The sequence below is a fragment of the Lysinibacillus xylanilyticus genome (assembly GCF_001708185.1).
Classification (GTDB): Bacteria; Bacillota; Bacilli; order Bacillales_A; family Planococcaceae; genus Lysinibacillus; species Lysinibacillus xylanilyticus_A.
Genome location: NZ_MDDN01000001.1, coordinates 693,039 through 710,571, shown reverse-complemented (window position 1 = coordinate 710,571; position 17,533 = coordinate 693,039). Strand labels below are relative to the sequence as shown.

Below are 17,533 nucleotides of genomic sequence, written 5' to 3'. Positions count from 1 at the left end.
TTTTTTTATGTTCAAATGGCGGAAGGCTTCCATTTCTATAAATGTGAAATGGATAAATGCTTTGAATCCTAAATCTGAATTTATACTCTCGTTGTTAAAATGTGTTGATTTTGCTAATAACTGTCGTATGTGAATGAAAGCCTTAGTGCATATGTTCTTTGTTTGTAAAAATAAAGGAGGAATTGAAAAATGGTTGAGTATAAAGATACCTTATTAATGCCAAAAACAGATTTCCCAATGCGTGGAAACTTACCGGCAAATGAACCGAAGATGCAAGAAAAATGGGATGAAATGGACATTAACAAATTACAGATGGAGCGCACTGAAGGACGCACTGAATATGTGTTACACGATGGCCCTCCATATGCGAATGGTGATATCCATATCGGTCACGCTTTGAATAAAGTATTGAAAGACATGATTACACGTCATCGCTCTATGACTGGTTACCATGTAAACTATATTCCAGGTTGGGATACACACGGTTTACCAATCGAGCAGGCTCTAACGAACAAAGGTGTAAAGCGCAAAGAAATGTCTGTTGCTGAATTCCGTAAATTATGTGAAGAGTATGCTTACGAGCAAATCGACAACCAACGTATACAATTCCGCCGTTTAGGTGTTCGCGGTGATTGGGAAAATCCATATATTACATTAAAGCCTGAATTTGAAGCACGTCAAATTGAAGTATTCGGCAAGATGGCTGAAAAAGGCTATATTTATAAAGGGTTAAAACCAGTTTACTGGTCTCCATCATCTGAATCTGCACTTGCAGAAGCAGAGATTGAATATCAAGATATTAAATCGGCGTCTATTTATGTAAGCTTTGCAATTAAAGATGCTAAAGATGTTGTACCAGCAGATGCTAAATTTATTATCTGGACAACAACACCTTGGACAATTCCAGCGAACTTAGGGATTTCTGTAAACCCTGAATTTATCTATGTTGTTGTAGCAGTTGCAGATAAAAAATTCATCATTGCTAAAGAGTTATTAGAAACAGTTGCTAACGAACTTGAGTGGGATGCATATGAAGTAGTTCAGGAAGTAAAGGGTGAGGCACTAGATCGAGTTGTTGCACAGCATCCATTTTATGACCGTGAATCGCTTGTGATGGTTGGAGAGCATGTAACTGCTGAAGCGGGTACTGGCTGTGTTCATACAGCACCAGGACACGGGGAAGATGACTATCATATTAGTAAGCAATATGGTCTACCAATTCTTAGTCCTGTTGATAATAGTGGCTGCTATACAGATGAGGCACCTGGTTTTGAAGGTGTATTCTACAATGATGCAAATAAAATGGTCACAGAAAAATTAAAAGAAGTAGGCGCATTAGAAAAGCTTAACTTCTTCACGCACTCTTATCCACATGACTGGCGTACGAAAAAACCAGTTATTTATCGTGCAACACCACAATGGTTTGCGTCTGTTGATGCATTCCGTGATGAGTTACTAGAAGCTGTGAAATCAACAGCATTTACACCTGCTTGGGGTGAAACACGCCTTTATAATATGATTCGTGACCGTGGAGACTGGGTAATTTCACGTCAGCGCGCATGGGGTGTTCCAATTCCGATTTTCTATGCTGAAAATGGTGAGCCAATTATTACACCAGAAACAATTGCCCATATCTCAGCATTATTCCGTCAACATGGGTCAAATATTTGGTTCCAAAAAACGGCTAAAGAATTATTACCTGAAGGCTTCACACATCCAGGTAGCCCGAACGGCGAATTTACAAAAGAAAATGATATTATGGACGTGTGGTTCGACTCAGGTTCTTCACACCAAGGTGTATTAGTAGAACGTGGTATGAAATATCCAGCTGATTTATATTTAGAGGGCTCTGACCAACACCGTGGATGGTTTAACTCATCATTAATTACGTCAGTAGCTATTAATGGCTATGCACCATATAAGGGACTATTAACACATGGTTTCGTTCTAGATGGTGAAGGTCGTAAGATGAGTAAATCTTTAGGAAATGTCATTATCCCGAAAAAGGTTATGGATCAATACGGAGCAGATATTCTTCGTTTATGGGTTGCTTCAGTGGATTATACAGCCGATGTTCGTATCTCGATGGATATGTTGAAGCAAGTATCTGAGGTTTATCGAAAAATCCGTAACACATTCCGTTTCTTACACGGCAATGTAGCTGATTTCGATGTAGCGAAAGATCGAGTAGCGTATGCAGACCTTCGTGAAATGGATCAATACGTTTATATGCGTCTACAAGATGTGTTAAAAACTGTACGTGCTGCTTACGATCGCTATGATTTCGCAGCCGTTTACCATGCAGTGAATAACTTTGTTGCGGTAGAATTATCTTCATTCTATTTAGATATTGCAAAAGACGTTGTATACATTGAAGGCAATGACAACAAAGATCGCCGTGCAATGCAAACAGTTATTTATGACACATTAATGACGTTAGTAAAAGTGATGTCACCAATTATCCCTCATACAGCTGATGAGATGTGGTCTTATTTACATGCTCAAGGTGTTGTCGAAGAGGTATCTGTACAATTAACAGACTTCCCAGAGGTTGATGAACATGAAAACTTTGAAAGTCTACGTGCAAAATGGGTAAAAATCATTGATGTTCGTGATGATCTTTTAAAAGCATTAGAGGAAGCTCGTAATGCAAAAACAATCGGTAAATCACTTGAAGCAAAAGTGACAGTTTATGCAAAAGAAGATGTGGCAGCTTTATTGAAAGATGCAAACATTGACTTTGCGCAACTTTCAATCGTCTCTGCCTTTGAAGTAGCACCAATAGAAGCGGCACCTGCAAATGCATTAGCTCTAGAACATGCATCGATTGTTGTAGAGAAAGCAACAGGCGAAAAATGTGAGCGTTGCTGGTCAATTTCTGAAACAGTTGGTTCAAATGAAGCGCATCCAACAGTGTGTACACGTTGTGCGGAAGTTGTAGAAAAATATTACGTTTAAGTTCTTTCAGCCGATTCCGGACGCAATTATGCCGAGGCATAATTGATAAAAACAAACAGTAATGCAAACTAAGAACAAGAATTTGCATGCTATGTAATAAAAACGCAAGTCTCCTTGATGAAGGGGGGCTTGCGTTGTTTACTTTTATGGAGGTCTAGCAGATTCTTTTTATAGGTTTAGTTACTCAACGATGCGTTATGAACTATTTAAATAATATTTCTTGCGTATTGCGGTAGTCAGTTGGAGATATGCCAACATACTTCTTAAACGTGATGCTGAAATAATTAGGAGTGTTAAAACCGCAGATGGATGAAATTTTTTCAATGGTGTAATCGTATTTTCGTAAATAGGGTAGCGTCTTGATGATACGTGTAAAAGCTACATAATCCACAAAATTACGACCAGTCTCTTTTTTAAACAATCTACTAAAATGCGTAGAACTAAAGTTAATATATTTGGCAACATCACTAATCGTTATTTGTTCATCATAGTGTTCTTCGATATAGTGGATAGCCTTTTGAAGCGATTCTTGCTTTGTTAAATCTTCATAAAATCGTATATGAATATTATGGACAGGTGGTTTTCTCCGCGCTTTTCGCGCTTGGCTATAAGATTCTTTAACTTGCATGGCGTCCTGAAAAACACCGCCAATCCCCATAAAAAGATGAATGCCATAATCTTTTTTTAACACTTCAATAACCTCAAGTAAACAAGCTACCCCCTCAGACCAATGCTTAAATGATGTGTATTCATTTGGAAGGCGCATAAGCAACAATAAATAACGTTCAAAATTTAAAAAGGATAAAGGTGCGTTGTTAGCAAAGTTTTGACGAAACACATTTGCTATAACACTGCTCGCATCATAAAGGATAGGTCGATTTTCATTCACATCTATATAGCCCTGAATTAAAAACACGATATTTGGGATGCAATTTTTTGATAAAAAAGAGGCAGACTGGATAATTTCCTGCTCATTTTCAACTTCTCCCCGTATAAGTCGTTTTAAAAAGGCTTCTCGGAAAGGGGAAGTATGGTCTTGTGAAATTTGCTGTGATAGCTCAAGCATTGTAATAGTACTTGCCTGTTTTTCTTTATAGGACGTATAAAGCTTTTTAACAATTCGCAGAAATTTTGCCTTCTGTAATGGTTTTATGAGAAGTGCGGGCAAATTTAGTTCAATTGCTATACCAGTTGAGTAAGTAAGGTGTTCTGCAACAATAGGGACAATTATACTGTTAGGATAATTTCTTTTTAACCGATTTATCTTTACCCAGTCAAATAAGCGGTTGATTTCATAGAAAATGAGAGCGACATCTTCTGTTTTGAATTCTTCGCAGTTCATAAAGGTATGAGGTAGAAATTCTTCTAACCAGTAGCCCATTTGTTGTTTTTCGTTTGAATTTTCAATATACCAAACAATGTTTAAAATGCTAACAACTCCCTTTCGTTGTAAATGAAAAATGATAAAAATATTTTAACTTAAAATAGCATTTTTTTGTACTAATACAGCAATATTTTGTAACTAAATTATGGGTTAAATAGAATAAAATAATTGTAGTAAATAATAATTTGAAATTTCAGATAATTATTTGCCCAGATAGAAAGGGGGATTTGAAGTATGGCAGAAGTAGGGAGTCATGATTATGAATACGTGGAAGCTGGAACAATAGATGTGAAGGATCTTCCACCACTAGATGCAACTACTAACCAAATTATGAAAGATGAGTTTACGACAGGTTTTGGCTTAACGGTATTTTATTTCATTTTAATTTTTAGTATTCCAGTGATGAACTGGTTTGCTCCAGAACTTGCTTTTAAGAAAATTTGGGGTGGTATAACAGTTACCTGGTTTGTGACAACAGTCGTAATGATGGCAATGGCATTTATTATTGCCTATGTGCATACAGCATTGTACGAAAAACGCCTAAAGAAATACGAAATACTTAAGTAAGTAGCTTTAGCTTAGGGGGGGATTTGTTAAATGATAAAAGCTCTATTAGAACCGAAGATGTTAATGACCATTGCTTTAATGGGAACAATTGTATATATTACGTATTTAACAAAAAGAAATGCAACGGCATCTGACTTCTTTGTAGGGGGAAGAAGTTTTGGTTGGTTTACAAATGGTTCGGCAATTGGAGGAGATTATTTAAGTGCAGCTACTTTCCTTGGGATAGCTGGTTTGACTTTCCAATTAGGATATGATGGTGCTTATTATGCATTTTGCTTCTCCATTGGATTAACATTGTTAGCAATTTTTGTGGCAGGTCCATTAAGACGTTTTGGTGCATTTACCGTTGCTGATTTTTTAGCTTATCGTTTTCATAGCAAACGAGCTCGACTAGTAGCAGTAGCTGTAGTTTTAGCGATTTCTGGTTTTTATGCAGCACCACAATTATTAGGTGCAGCACAAATTTTAAGTATGTTTTTTGGTACCTCTTATGAATTTGGTATCATCTTTACATGTATCGTAATGATTTTCTATGTAGGAATAGGCGGTATGAAAGGAACAACAATCAACCAAGCTTTAGAGCTTTGGATTCGCCTTGGTGCGTTTATTGTTATGTTGATCGCAGCAATGTATAGCGGTTTACATTATGATAAGATTTTAGCTGCCATTAATTCATTTAGCGGCCCTATTACAGGGACTTCACCATATGCTTTAGATGGAAAGGATATTAATTTTGATGGTGCTGCTTGGACAGGGACAGGCTTTTATTTTCCAACATTTTGGCAAACTATTAGTATGACAATAGGTTTAGCATTAGGTACGATTGGTTTACCACATATATTACTAAGATTTTATACAAATCCAAGTGCAAAGGCAGCTCGTAAATCAGCGCTTATGGCGATTGGGATTGCAAGTGCGTTTTTCTTACTAGCTGTATATCTAGGTGTTGTAGGCCGTTCTATTTTTATCTCGGGTACTGCAAGTGAGGAAGTAATGCGAGATTTAGTACTTGGTGGGAACAATATGGTTATTCCTACAACAGCACTTGCACTAGGAGGCAAATGGCTTCTTGGGCTTGTCATCGCGGGGGCATTTGCGGCCATATTCTCAAATTTATCAGGATTATTTATCACAAGCTCAGGGGCATTGGCTCATGATTTATATGCAAGTGTTATGAAAAAGGATATTACAGAAAAACAACGAGTGATTGCAGGGAAAGTAGCAATTGTGATATTAGGTATTTTATATGGAGCATTGGGCTTACTTGTTAAGGATGCATCCATCGGACATTTAGTGGCTCTTGCCTTTACTGTTGCGGCGAGTACATTTACACCAATATTTATATTAGGTATTTGGTGGAGAGGAATGACAGAAAAAGGAGCAATTGCGGGCTTACTTATTGGACTTGGGGTATCTATGTGGATGATATTTTTACCTGGAACGCTGCCAAGCTTTTTGCAATTTAAAATTCCTGGCATTGTGACAGTACCAGCTGGCTTCTTATCGGTTATTATCGTGTCATTATTAGATCGAAAAGTACCGGCTGATGTGAATGATTTCATGAGACGTGTACATTCAAAGGAATCTGAAACAGTCTAGATTTGAATAGAAATTGAAAAGCTATTGCCATTACTTATGAAGTGATGGCAATAGTTTTTTTGTGGGAACAAAAGCGACGGAAAGAAGAGTCAAAGTGACGGAAAGAAAAGCCAGAACGACGGAAAGAAGAGTTAAAACGACGGAAAGAAAAACCAGAACGACGGAAAGAAGGCCAAGAGCGACGGAAAGAAGAGATGAAGCGACGGAAGAAACCCAGAGCGACGGAAAGAAGAGTCAAAGCGACGGAAAGAAAGCCGAGAGCGACGGAAAGAAGAGACGAAGCGACGGAAGAAACCCAGAGCGATGGAAAGAAGAGTCAAAGCGACGGAAAGAAAGCCGAGAGCGGCGGAAAGAAGAGTCGAAGCGACGGAAGAAAGCTAGAGTGACGGAAAGAAGAGTCAAAGCGACGGAAAGAAAGCCGAGAGCGACGGAAAGAAGAGACGAAGCGACGGAAGAAATCCAGAGCGACGGAAAGAGCGACGGAAAGAAAGCCGAGAGCGGCGGAAAGAAGAGACGAAGCGACGGAAGAAATCCAGAGCGAGGGAAAGAAGAGTCAAAGCGACGGAAAGAAAGCCGAGAGCGGCGGAAAGAAGAGACGAAGCGACGGAAGAAACCCAGAGCGACGGAAAGAAGAGTCAAAGTGACGGAAAGAAAGCCGAGAGCGACGGAAAGAAGAGTCGAAACGATGGATAGCAAAGCGAACGCCCACAAGAAAACGCTTTCGGAGCAAAAATCATCCCCACATAAAGTATTCAGCCATATTTTCGTGCTATATTAGTTATTCTGAGATGGGCTGTTATGGTAGAATAGGTTAGATGTTGAGTGAACGGAGGAATGACTGTGTATAAATATTATGGATTGGCCGCATTCGTTGTCCTATTAGATCAATGGACAAAATGGCTAATTGTGAAAAATATGGAGTTTGGTGAACGAATTTCAGTATGGGATCCATGGTTTGGAATATTGTCTCATCGAAATAAAGGGGCAGCATGGGGCATGCTTGAAGGACGTATGTGGCTATTTACGATTGTCACTGTAGTTGTTATATGTGCCGTTATTTACTATTATCATAAAGAGGCAAAGGGGAAACCTATTTTTCAAGTAGGCTTAATGCTCTTATTAGGCGGAGCGATAGGTAATTTTATTGATCGTTTATTTAGAGGCGAAGTGGTCGATTTTATAGATGTATTAGTTCCGGTAATTAATTATGATTTCCCAATCTTCAATATTGCAGATGCAGCTTTAACAATTGCTGTAGTGGTAATAATGATTGGTTTAATCGCTGAAGATAAAAAAGAAAAGAAACAGGTGAAAGAATGACGCAAGTATCATATTCAATGGAAGAACAGCAAAAGGGAGAGCGCATTGATAAGGCGCTTTCAAGTGTGCAATCAGAATGGTCTCGTACACAAATTGGAAATTGGATTACTGAAGGTATTGTTAAAGTAAATGGAAAGACTGTCAAGGCGAAGTATAAGGTAAAAGTAGGAGATCTAGTGGAAATAGATGTACCTGAAGCAGAGCCATTAGATGTTATTGCTGAAAACTTGGACCTTGATATTGTTTATGAGGATGCGGATGTCCTTGTTGTGAATAAACCAAAGGGCATGGTCGTGCATCCAGCACCTGGACATATGGCAGGTACCCTTGTAAACGGTTTAATGTATCATTGTAAGGATTTATCAGGCATTAATGGTGTTCTGCGTCCGGGAATTGTGCATCGTATTGATAAAGACACTTCAGGTTTATTAATGGTTGCTAAAAATGATGCGGCTCATGAATCGTTAGTGAATCAGCTAGTCAATAAAACAGTGACTCGTAAATATACTGCGCTAGTACACGGACATATTGCACATGATAAAGGAACAATTGATGCACCTATTGCACGCGATCAAAAAGATCGTCAAAAACAAGCGGTTGTTGATAATGGAAAGCATGCAGTAACTCACTTCGAAGTGATTGAACGCTTTGGCGACTATACACTAGTGGAATGTCGTTTAGAAACAGGACGAACTCATCAAATTCGTGTGCATATGAATTATATTGGATACCCACTTGTTGGTGATCCAAAATATGGACCAAAAAAGACAATAGACTTCGGTGGACAAGTATTACATGCGGGAATTTTAGGATTCGATCATCCTGCATCTGGCGAATATATCGAGTTTGAAACACCACTTCCTGCTGATTATGAACAATTATTAAATGATTTACGAAATAGGCATTGACGGATAGTAAAAGAAGGTCTATACTAACGAAAGTGAAATGAACAACTTAACTAAATATTCACCTTTAATGACAGTCCAGAGAGGCTGAGAAGGTACATGTGATCGTGTTGCTTAAAATTTGTGCTGCAAATTTTTTCAACATGCTATTTAAACACGTATACAACCCTCTCAGGCTATTCGCCTCGAGAGGTTTTTTTATGGACACATGACCAACAATAGATAGAAGAGAGGAGGAAATTTACATGGCACAAAATGAGCTATTAGATGGCCCATCAATGGCAAGAGCATTAACACGAATTGCTCATGAAATTATTGAACGTAATAAAGGGATCGATGAATGTATTTTAGTCGGTATTAAAACGCGAGGTGCTTTTCTCGCAAAACGTCTTGCAGAAAGAATTGAAAAAATTGAAGGTAAAGCAATTCGTACTGGGGAGCTTGATATTACACTTTATCGAGATGATCTATCAACAAAGCATGAAAACGAGCAGGCACATGTAGAGCAAGTTGATATTGATTACGTTGTAGCGAATCAAAAGATTATACTAGTTGATGATGTATTATACACTGGGCGTACAGTACGAGCAGCACTAGATGCAGTGATGGATTTAGGGCGACCTGGACAAATTCAACTGGCAGTCCTTATCGACAGAGGTCATAGAGAGCTTCCGATACGAGCTGATTATGTTGGTAAAAATGTTCCAACATCTGGATCCGAGCGTATAGTAGTAAATTTACAAGAGGTAGACGACGAAGATTGCGTCATTATTTATAAAGAAGACTAACGATAAAGTGAGGAAACACTATGTCAAAAGCAGTATTAGATATTCAGGATAAACCGACTCCAGTCCAACTAGTGACATTAAGTTTCCAACACATGTTTGCCATGTTTGGGTCAACGATCTTAGTCCCTCAATTGGTAGGTCTTAGTCCAGCAATTGCTCTTTTAACGAGTGGGATTGCTACACTTGTTTTCTTATTAGTAACACAGTTTAAAGTACCAGCCTATCTAGGTTCATCATTTGCTTTCATCTCACCAATTCTAATTGCAGCGAATGGATTAGATACAAATAATGCTAGTGTGAATCCGGGGAATGCGATGATTGGGGCACTAGCAGTCGGCCTAGTTTACGGAATTGTGTCTTTAATCATTTGGAAGACAGGTTATAAATGGTTAATGCGTTTGCTACCACCAATTGTTGTGGCACCCGTTATTATCGTAATTGGTTTAGGACTGTCAGGTACAGCAGTAAATATGGCAATGAATATAAATGTAGAACAGGTGAATGAGACAACGGGGGTTGTTGAAACTGTATCTCAATACAGTGGATTACATTTTTCAGCGGCTTTAGTTACTTTATTAGCAGCGATTATATTCACGGTATACTTTAAGAATATTTTAAGTGCTATGCCTATTCTGATGGGTCTAATTGTTGGATATATCTACTCAGTGTTTATTGGAATCGTTGATTTCACTCCAGTAAAAGAAGCATCATTTTTCGCTTCACCGGATTTTTTGATACCAGGTGTGGACTATGAATTCAATATTACAGCTAAAATTTTACTTGCAATGGTACCAATCGTCATCGTAACGATTTCAGAACATATAGGTCACCAATTAGTTTTGGGGAAAGTAGTAAATCGAAATTATGTCAAAGATCCAGGCCTTCACCGATCAATTTTAGGGGATGGTTTAGGGACATTGCTGAGTGCCTTAATCGGCGGACCACCGAAAACAACATACGGTGAAAATATAGGTGTTTTAGCAATCACACGTGTCTATTCAGTGTATGTTATCATGGGAGCAGCAGTCATTGCGATTGTCGTGTCGTTCTTTGGGAAAGCCATGGCATTAATTTCAACAATACCAACCGCAGTTCTTGGTGGTATTTCAATCTTATTATTTGGTATTATCGCGTCTAGTGGTTTACGTATGCTAGTTGAAAGTAAAGTAGACTTTGGGAATAATCGAAACATGGTTATTGCATCTGTAATTTTAGTAGTAGGAATCGGCGGTGCTGCACTTAGATTCTCTGAGTCATTTGCCCTTGAAGGTATGGCATTAGCAGCAATTATAGGTGTGATTTTAAACTTAGTATTACCAGGGCGAGAGAAAGAAATTTTAGAAGATTAATTAAATAAGTAGTACCTTTTAATGAATTGTCCAGAGAGGCAAAAAAAGGGAAGTTGTAGACAAGCTAAACGTAGGAATATGTTCTGCTCTAGTTTGTCACGCCTCCTTATGCCTCGTTGATGACATCAGCGGGGCTTTTACTATATTCAGCTTACTGAATACGGAACGTTTATACATAGACGTTCATGAAACACAATCTAATGGAGGTTACATGATGAAGAACTTATTATCGATGGAACATTTAACAACTGAAGAAATTAACCACATTCTAGATCGTGCGCAAGCTTTTGAAAATGGTGAAGCATCATTGTTATCTAGAGAATACAACGTAGCAAACTTATTTTTTGAACCGAGTACACGTACGAAAACGAGCTTTGAAATGGCAGAGCGTAAAGTTGGCTGTATTGTTATCCCATTTGATGCGGGTTTTTCAAGTGTCACTAAAGGGGAAACAATGTACGATACGGTAAAAACGTTAGAAATGATTGGTATGGATGCGGTAGTCATTCGCGCAAAAGAAGACGAGTATTACAATGAACTGCTAGAAGGCATTAATGTGTCAATCATTAACGCAGGTGATGGTGCAGGTCAACACCCATCCCAATCATTACTGGATCTTTATACAATCAAAAAAGAGTTTGGTTCTTTTGAAGGGTTGAATGTAACAATCGCTGGGGATGTATCCCATAGCCGTGTAGCAAAATCAAATGCATCAGCGTTACAGCGATTGGGGGCAAATGTTCATTTTCTTTGTCCAGAAGAGTGGGCTGGCGGTTTCGAAGCACATCACTCTTGGGATGATTTAATCGAAATAAGTGATGTGATTATGTTACTTCGTGTGCAGCATGAACGTCATAAGGTTAATAAAAGCTTCTCAAAAGAGAGTTATCATAACGAGTACGGTTTAACTATTGAACGTGAAAAACAAATGAAGGAAAAGGCCATTATTATGCATCCAGCACCGGTCAATCGTGATGTGGAAATTGCTTCAGAGCTAGTTGAATGCGAGCGTTCTCGAATTTTCGCGCAAGTTCGAAATGGAGTATATACGCGAATGGCTATTGTCGAAACAATTTTAAAGGGGAGAGAATAATATGACAAAGGTTCTTCAAAATGTACAAATGTTAAATGAACAAGGCGAGCTACAAACAGTCAATATCGCTATGGTAGATGGCAAAATTACTGAAATTGGACAAAACGTAAATGTAGCAGGCGCAGAAATTATCGAAGGTAAAGGTTTAGTTGTGGCACCAGGCTTTGTCGATGTACACACACATTTACGTGAGCCAGGATTTGAACATAAAGAAACAATTGCTACAGGTTCTGCATCAGCAGCTAAAGGCGGATTCACAACTATTTGTGCGATGCCAAACACAAAACCAGTTCCAGATTCAGTAGAAAACATGCAGTTGATTAACGGTCTTATTAAAGAAAGTGCAGTCATTCGAGTACTTCCATACGGCTCTTTAACAAAGGACATCTCAGGTGAGGTTCGCACGAGTATTGAAGAATTAAAAGCACATGGAGCTGTTGCATTTTCAGATGATGGTGTTGGGATCCAGCTTGCATCAACAATGTATGAGCAAATGAAAGATGCGGCACAGCATGATGTGGTAGTTGTAGCGCACTGTGAAGACAACTCATTAATTTACGACGGCGTTATGCATGAAGGGAAGCGTAATCAAGAACTTGGTTTACCAGGAATTCCATCGATTTGTGAATCCGTTCAAATTGCACGTGATGTTCTACTAGCAGAAGCTGCTGGCGCACGCTACCACGTATGTCACGTGTCAACGAAGGAATCTGTACGTGCAGTACGAGACGCTAAGGCAGCGGGTATTCGTGTCACTGCAGAAGTTTGCCCGCATCATTTATTACTTGAAGAAATGGATATTCCATCAGATGATGCAAACTGGAAAATGAACCCGCCATTACGTGCTGCTGATGATAAAGACTCACTTCACGCAGCTCTACTAGATGGCACAATCGATTGTATCGCTACGGATCACGCTCCACATACAGTAGAAGAAAAATGCTGTGGCATGGTAGGCGCACCGTTTGGCATTGTAGGCTTTGAAACAGCCTTCCCACTACTTTACACACAATTTGTAGAAACAGGGAAATGGACGTTAAAACAGTTGATCGACTGGATGTCTGTAAAAGCAGCTCAAATTTTCGATTTACCATATGGCACATTAGAAGTTGGATCTTCAGCAGATATGATTTTAATAGATTTAAATAAAGAACAAACAATTGATGCAGAAGGCTTTGTATCTAAAGGACGCAATACACCATTCAATGGATGGGTTGCAAAAGGTTGGCCAGTCCTTACAATTTTTGAAGGCAATATCGTATACCAGGAGGCAGAGTAATGAAAAAACGTTTACTTATTTTAGAAGATGGCACAGTATTTACAGGTACAGCGTTCGGTAGTGAGCGAGCTTCACAAGGTGAGGTCGTATTTACAACAGGGATGACGGGTTATCAGGAAACAATTTCAGATCCTTCTTTCTACGGACAAATCGTAACGTTAACTTACCCTTTAATCGGTAATTACGGTATTAACCGTGATGATTTTGAATCAATCACGCCTGCTATTCGTGGCTTTGTAGTTCGTGAATTAGCAAAAACACCTTCAAACTTCCGCTGTGATTTAACAGTTGATGAGTACTTAACATCAAAGGATATTCCAGGGATTGAAGGAATCGATACACGAAAATTAACACGTATTATTCGTAGCAAAGGGTCAGTAAAGGCTATTTTAACAGCGGCTGATGAGGAAGTGAATGTTGACGAAATCGTGGCAAAATTACAGGCGACACCAGCTATTACAAACCATGTACATGAAGTATCACCGAAAGCAGCCTACCCATCACCAGGTCGTGGCAAACGCGTAGTATTAATAGACTTTGGTATGAAACATGGTATTCTTCGTGAGTTAAACAAACGTGATTGTGATGTGCTAGTTGTACCTTACAATACTTCAGCAGCAGAAATTTTAGCGTGGCATCCAGATGGCATCATGCTTTCTAACGGCCCAGGTAACCCGGAAGATGTGCAAGAAGGTATTGAAACAGTTCGTAATTTAATCGGAAAAGTACCGATGTTCGGTATTTGTTTAGGGCACCAAATCTTCTCACTAGCATGTGGTGCACGAAGCTTCAAATTACCATTCGGTCACCGCGGTGGTAACCATCCAGTAAAAGATTTACGTACTGGCCGTACTGATTTAACATCTCAAAATCATGGCTATGCAATCGACATCGATTCATTAAAAGATACAGATTTAGAATTAACACATATCGCATTAAATGACGGTACTTGTGAAGGGGTACGCCATAAGAAATATCCAATCTTCACCGTGCAATATCACCCAGAAGCATCACCAGGTCCAGAAGATTCAAATCACTTATTTGATGAATTTATCGAAATGATGGAAGTAGAAGCAGGGAAGGGGAAACAACATGCCTAAACGTACAGATATAGAAACTATTTTAGTAATCGGATCAGGTCCAATCGTTATCGGACAAGCAGCAGAATTTGACTACGCAGGAACACAAGCTTGTCTTTCACTAAAAGAAGAAGGCTATCGCGTTATCTTAATAAACTCAAACCCTGCGACAATTATGACAGATACAGAAATTGCAGACAAAGTATATATTGAGCCAATTACACTTGAGTTTGTATCACGAATTTTACGTAAAGAGCGCCCAGATGCCATCCTACCAACACTTGGTGGTCAAACAGGTTTAAACATGGCCATTGAATTAGATAAATCAGGAATTCTAGATGAGCTTAATATTGAAATTCTTGGTACGAAATTAGAGGCAATCCATAAAGCAGAAGACCGTGATCTATTCCGTAATTTAATGTATGAACTAGGTGCTCCAGTACCTGAATCAGATATTATCCATAACCTAGACGAAGCGAAAAACTTTGTAGCGAAAATTGGCTACCCAGTAATCGTTCGCCCTGCCTTCACACTTGGGGGTACAGGCGGCGGTATTTGCTACAACGATCAAGATCTAGAGGAAATTGTGACATCTGGTCTAAAATATTCGCCAGTAACACAATGTTTACTAGAAAAATCAATCGCTGGTTATAAAGAAATTGAATATGAAGTAATGCGTGATGCTGCTGACAACGCAATCGTTGTATGTAACATGGAAAACGTTGACCCAGTTGGTATTCATACAGGTGACTCCATCGTAGTTGCACCTACGCAAACACTTTCGGATCGTGAAAACCAAATGCTACGTAATATCTCTTTAGATATTATCCGTGCACTAAAAATCGAGGGTGGCTGTAACGTACAATTAGCTCTTGATCCATATAGCTTTAATTACTATGTAATCGAAGTAAACCCACGTGTATCTCGTTCATCAGCGTTAGCGTCAAAAGCAACAGGCTATCCAATTGCAAAGCTAGCAGCAAAAATCGCAGTTGGTTTAACATTAGATGAAATCAAAAACCCTGTAACAGGTTCAACGTATGCTTGCTTCGAGCCAGCTCTAGACTACATCGTGGCGAAAATCCCTCGCTGGCCATTCGATAAATTTGAATCTGCAAAGCGTAATCTTGGTACACAAATGAAAGCGACGGGTGAAGTAATGGCACTTGGTCGTACATTTGAGGAAGCGATGCTAAAAGCAGTGCGTTCTCTTGAAACAGGTCAAGTTCACTTAGAGCTGAAACATGCAGAAGAAAACACTGATTCTTGGATTGAAAAACGTATTCGTAAAGCAGGCGACGAGCGTCTATTCTTCATCGGTGAAGCACTTCGTCGCGGTGTAACAATTGAGCAAATTCATGAATGGTCTGCAATTGACTTATTCTTCTTAAATAAATTCAAAAACATCGTAGATATGGAGCAAACACTTGCTGACAATAAAAACGATAAAGACGTATTACGTACAGCAAAACGTCTAGGCTTTGCAGATAAGAAAATTGCTGAGCTTTGGGAAACAACTCAAGAGGAAGTATATGCATATCGTAAAGAACATGGCATTATCCCAGTATATAAAATGGTCGATACATGTGCAGCGGAGTTTGAATCTGAAACACCATACTTCTATGGCACATATGAGGATGAAAATGAATCGATTAAATCAGACAAGCCATCAGTTGTTGTACTTGGTTCTGGTCCAATCCGTATTGGTCAAGGGGTAGAATTCGACTACGCAACAGTACACTCAGTATGGGCAATTCAAGAAGCGGGTTACGAAGCGATTATTATTAACTCGAATCCAGAGACAGTATCAACGGACTTCTCGATTTCAGATAAATTATACTTCGAGCCATTAACAATCGAAGATGTTATGCATATTATCGACCTAGAGCAACCGATTGGAGTAGTTGTACAATTTGGTGGTCAAACAGCTATTAATCTTGCTGATAAATTAGCTGCTAATGGCGTGAAGATCCTAGGTACAACACTTGAAGATATCGACCGTGCAGAAAACCGAGACAAATTCGAGCAAGCATTACGCGACTTGAATATTCCACAGCCATTAGGTCAAACAGCTGTATCTACGGAAGAAGCACTTGCTATTAGTGAACGTCTAGGCTTCCCTGTACTAGTTCGTCCTTCATACGTACTAGGTGGACGTGCGATGGAAATCGTCTACAACCAAGAGGAATTAAAACACTATATGGAGAACGCAGTAGAAGCCTCTCCTGATCATCCAGTTTTAGTAGACCGCTACTTAACGGGTCAAGAAATTGAAGTAGATGCCATTTGTGACGGTGAAAATGTATTAATCCCAGGTATTATGGAGCATATCGAACGCGCAGGGGTTCACTCTGGTGACTCTATCTCTGTATACCCTCCACAAAAACTAACGCAAACGCAAAAAGATACGTTAGTGGATTATACGACTCGCCTTGCAAAAGGTCTTGGCATCGTAGGCTTAATGAACATTCAATACGTTATTTCACAGGGCGAAGTATATGTCATCGAGGTTAACCCACGTTCATCTCGTACAGTACCGTTCTTAAGTAAAATTACAAACATCCCGATGGCGAATATTGCGACGAAAGCGATCCTTGGTAAATCAATCGTAGAACAAGGCTATCCAACAGGCTTAGCGGCTGAGCAAAAAGGTGTCTTCGTTAAAGTGCCAGTATTCTCATTTGCTAAATTACGTCGTGTAGACATTACACTAGGACCTGAAATGAAATCAACAGGTGAAGTAATGGGGAAAGATGCAACATTAGAAAAAGCACTTTACAAAGGCTTAGTTGCAGCAGGTATGGAAATTCGCACAGAAGGCACAGTATTGTTCACTGTGTCTGATAAAGATAAAGAGGAAGCAATTGCACTAGCAAAACGCTTCTCAACAGTAGGCTATCGTATTGTCGCTACTGAAGGTACAGCAAAAGCGTTCGAAGCAGCAGGTGTACGTACAGATGTAGTTGGCAAAATCGGTGCAAAAGGTCAAACATTAATCGATTTAATTCAAAACGGTGAGGCACAGCTTGTTGTCAACACATTAACAAAAGGTAAGCAACCGGCACGTGATGGCTTCCGAATCCGTCGTGAGTCAGTTGAAAACGGCGTACCTTGCTTAACTTCATTAGATACAGCAGAAGCGATGGTACGTGTTATTGAGTCAATGACATTTACAGCAGAACAAATGCCAAAAGCGGAGGTAGTACACTAAT

The 17,533-nt window shown here is 39.2% G+C and carries 13 protein-coding genes; 12 read left to right on the top strand and 1 reads right to left on the bottom strand.

Features of this window, described 5'->3' with window-relative positions; translation table 11 throughout:
* Positions 1–189 precede the first annotated feature (189 nt).
* Positions 190–2,958 carry an isoleucine--tRNA ligase gene (gene ileS / locus BFJ97_RS03485; RefSeq protein WP_068983236.1) on the top strand — a complete coding sequence of 923 codons (2,769 nt, stop codon included), beginning with the start codon at positions 190–192 and terminating at the stop codon, positions 2,956–2,958.
* Between the two features lie 202 nt (positions 2,959–3,160).
* Here the strand turns inward: ileS and BFJ97_RS03480 are convergent, their stop codons facing one another.
* A complete protein-coding gene (locus BFJ97_RS03480) occupies positions 3,161–4,339 on the bottom strand; it encodes an AraC family transcriptional regulator (protein WP_254660109.1) in 1,179 nt (392 codons plus the stop codon).
* A gap of 237 nt (positions 4,340–4,576) precedes the next feature.
* Between BFJ97_RS03480 and BFJ97_RS03475 the strand changes: the two genes are divergently transcribed.
* The 11 genes from BFJ97_RS03475 (at position 4,577) to carB (ending at position 17,532) form a co-directional block, all read left to right on the top strand.
* Positions 4,577–4,909: a hypothetical protein gene (locus BFJ97_RS03475; protein WP_068983234.1), complete on the top strand. Its 333-nt coding sequence runs from the start codon at positions 4,577–4,579 to the stop codon at positions 4,907–4,909.
* Positions 4,910–4,939: 30 nt separating this feature from the next.
* Entirely contained in the window at positions 4,940–6,508 is a 1,569-nt protein-coding gene (locus tag BFJ97_RS03470) for a sodium/solute symporter (RefSeq protein ID WP_068983233.1), read from the top strand.
* Between the two features lie 94 nt (positions 6,509–6,602).
* Complete coding sequence (locus tag BFJ97_RS03465; RefSeq protein WP_068983232.1) at positions 6,603–7,286, top strand: hypothetical protein; 684 nt, start codon at positions 6,603–6,605, stop codon at positions 7,284–7,286.
* 62 nt (positions 7,287–7,348) lie between these two features.
* Complete coding sequence (gene lspA / locus BFJ97_RS03460) at positions 7,349–7,828, top strand: signal peptidase II (protein WP_068983231.1); 480 nt, start codon at positions 7,349–7,351, stop codon at positions 7,826–7,828.
* Positions 7,825–8,736: an RluA family pseudouridine synthase gene (locus BFJ97_RS03455; RefSeq protein ID WP_068983230.1), complete on the top strand. Its 912-nt coding sequence runs from the start codon at positions 7,825–7,827 to the stop codon at positions 8,734–8,736. The genes lspA and BFJ97_RS03455 overlap by 4 nt, the downstream gene beginning before the upstream one ends.
* A gap of 242 nt (positions 8,737–8,978) precedes the next feature.
* Positions 8,979–9,521, top strand: a complete 543-nt coding sequence (pyrR, locus tag BFJ97_RS03450) for a bifunctional pyr operon transcriptional regulator/uracil phosphoribosyltransferase PyrR (protein WP_068983229.1) — start codon at positions 8,979–8,981, stop codon at positions 9,519–9,521.
* Positions 9,522–9,541: 20 nt separating this feature from the next.
* On the top strand, positions 9,542–10,870 hold the full coding sequence (locus tag BFJ97_RS03445; RefSeq protein WP_068983228.1) for a solute carrier family 23 protein: 1,329 nt from the start codon (positions 9,542–9,544) through the stop codon (positions 10,868–10,870).
* Positions 10,871–11,084: 214 nt separating this feature from the next.
* Positions 11,085–11,963 carry an aspartate carbamoyltransferase catalytic subunit gene (locus BFJ97_RS03440; RefSeq protein WP_068983227.1) on the top strand — a complete coding sequence of 293 codons (879 nt, stop codon included), beginning with the start codon at positions 11,085–11,087 and terminating at the stop codon, positions 11,961–11,963.
* A gap of 1 nt (position 11,964) precedes the next feature.
* Positions 11,965–13,242, top strand: coding sequence for a dihydroorotase (locus BFJ97_RS03435; protein WP_068983226.1), 1,278 nt, complete (start codon positions 11,965–11,967; stop codon positions 13,240–13,242).
* Entirely contained in the window at positions 13,242–14,342 is a 1,101-nt protein-coding gene (locus tag BFJ97_RS03430; RefSeq protein WP_068983225.1) for a carbamoyl phosphate synthase small subunit, read from the top strand. Before BFJ97_RS03435 ends, BFJ97_RS03430 begins: the two co-directional genes overlap by 1 nt.
* Positions 14,335–17,532, top strand: coding sequence for a carbamoyl-phosphate synthase large subunit (gene carB / locus BFJ97_RS03425; protein WP_068983224.1), 3,198 nt, complete (start codon positions 14,335–14,337; stop codon positions 17,530–17,532). The genes BFJ97_RS03430 and carB overlap by 8 nt, the downstream gene beginning before the upstream one ends.
* Position 17,533: the final 1 nt, after the last annotated feature.

Bases quoted from the DNA above. Each gene is read 5' to 3' on its own strand.
- BFJ97_RS03440 (WP_068983227.1), top strand. From the start codon at position 11,085: ATGAAGAACTTATTATCGATGGAACATTTAACAACTGAAGAAATTAAC.
- BFJ97_RS03480 (WP_254660109.1), bottom strand. From the start codon at position 4,339: ATGGGCTACTGGTTAGAAGAATTTCTACCTCATACCTTTATGAACTGC.
- BFJ97_RS03475 (WP_068983234.1), top strand. From the start codon at position 4,577: ATGGCAGAAGTAGGGAGTCATGATTATGAATACGTGGAAGCTGGAACA.
- pyrR (WP_068983229.1), top strand. From the start codon at position 8,979: ATGGCACAAAATGAGCTATTAGATGGCCCATCAATGGCAAGAGCATTA.
- carB (WP_068983224.1), top strand. From the start codon at position 14,335: ATGCCTAAACGTACAGATATAGAAACTATTTTAGTAATCGGATCAGGT.
- BFJ97_RS03470 (WP_068983233.1), top strand. From the start codon at position 4,940: ATGATAAAAGCTCTATTAGAACCGAAGATGTTAATGACCATTGCTTTA.
- BFJ97_RS03430 (WP_068983225.1), top strand. From the start codon at position 13,242: ATGAAAAAACGTTTACTTATTTTAGAAGATGGCACAGTATTTACAGGT.
- BFJ97_RS03445 (WP_068983228.1), top strand. From the start codon at position 9,542: ATGTCAAAAGCAGTATTAGATATTCAGGATAAACCGACTCCAGTCCAA.
- ileS (WP_068983236.1), top strand. From the start codon at position 190: ATGGTTGAGTATAAAGATACCTTATTAATGCCAAAAACAGATTTCCCA.
- BFJ97_RS03455 (WP_068983230.1), top strand. From the start codon at position 7,825: ATGACGCAAGTATCATATTCAATGGAAGAACAGCAAAAGGGAGAGCGC.
- BFJ97_RS03435 (WP_068983226.1), top strand. From the start codon at position 11,965: ATGACAAAGGTTCTTCAAAATGTACAAATGTTAAATGAACAAGGCGAG.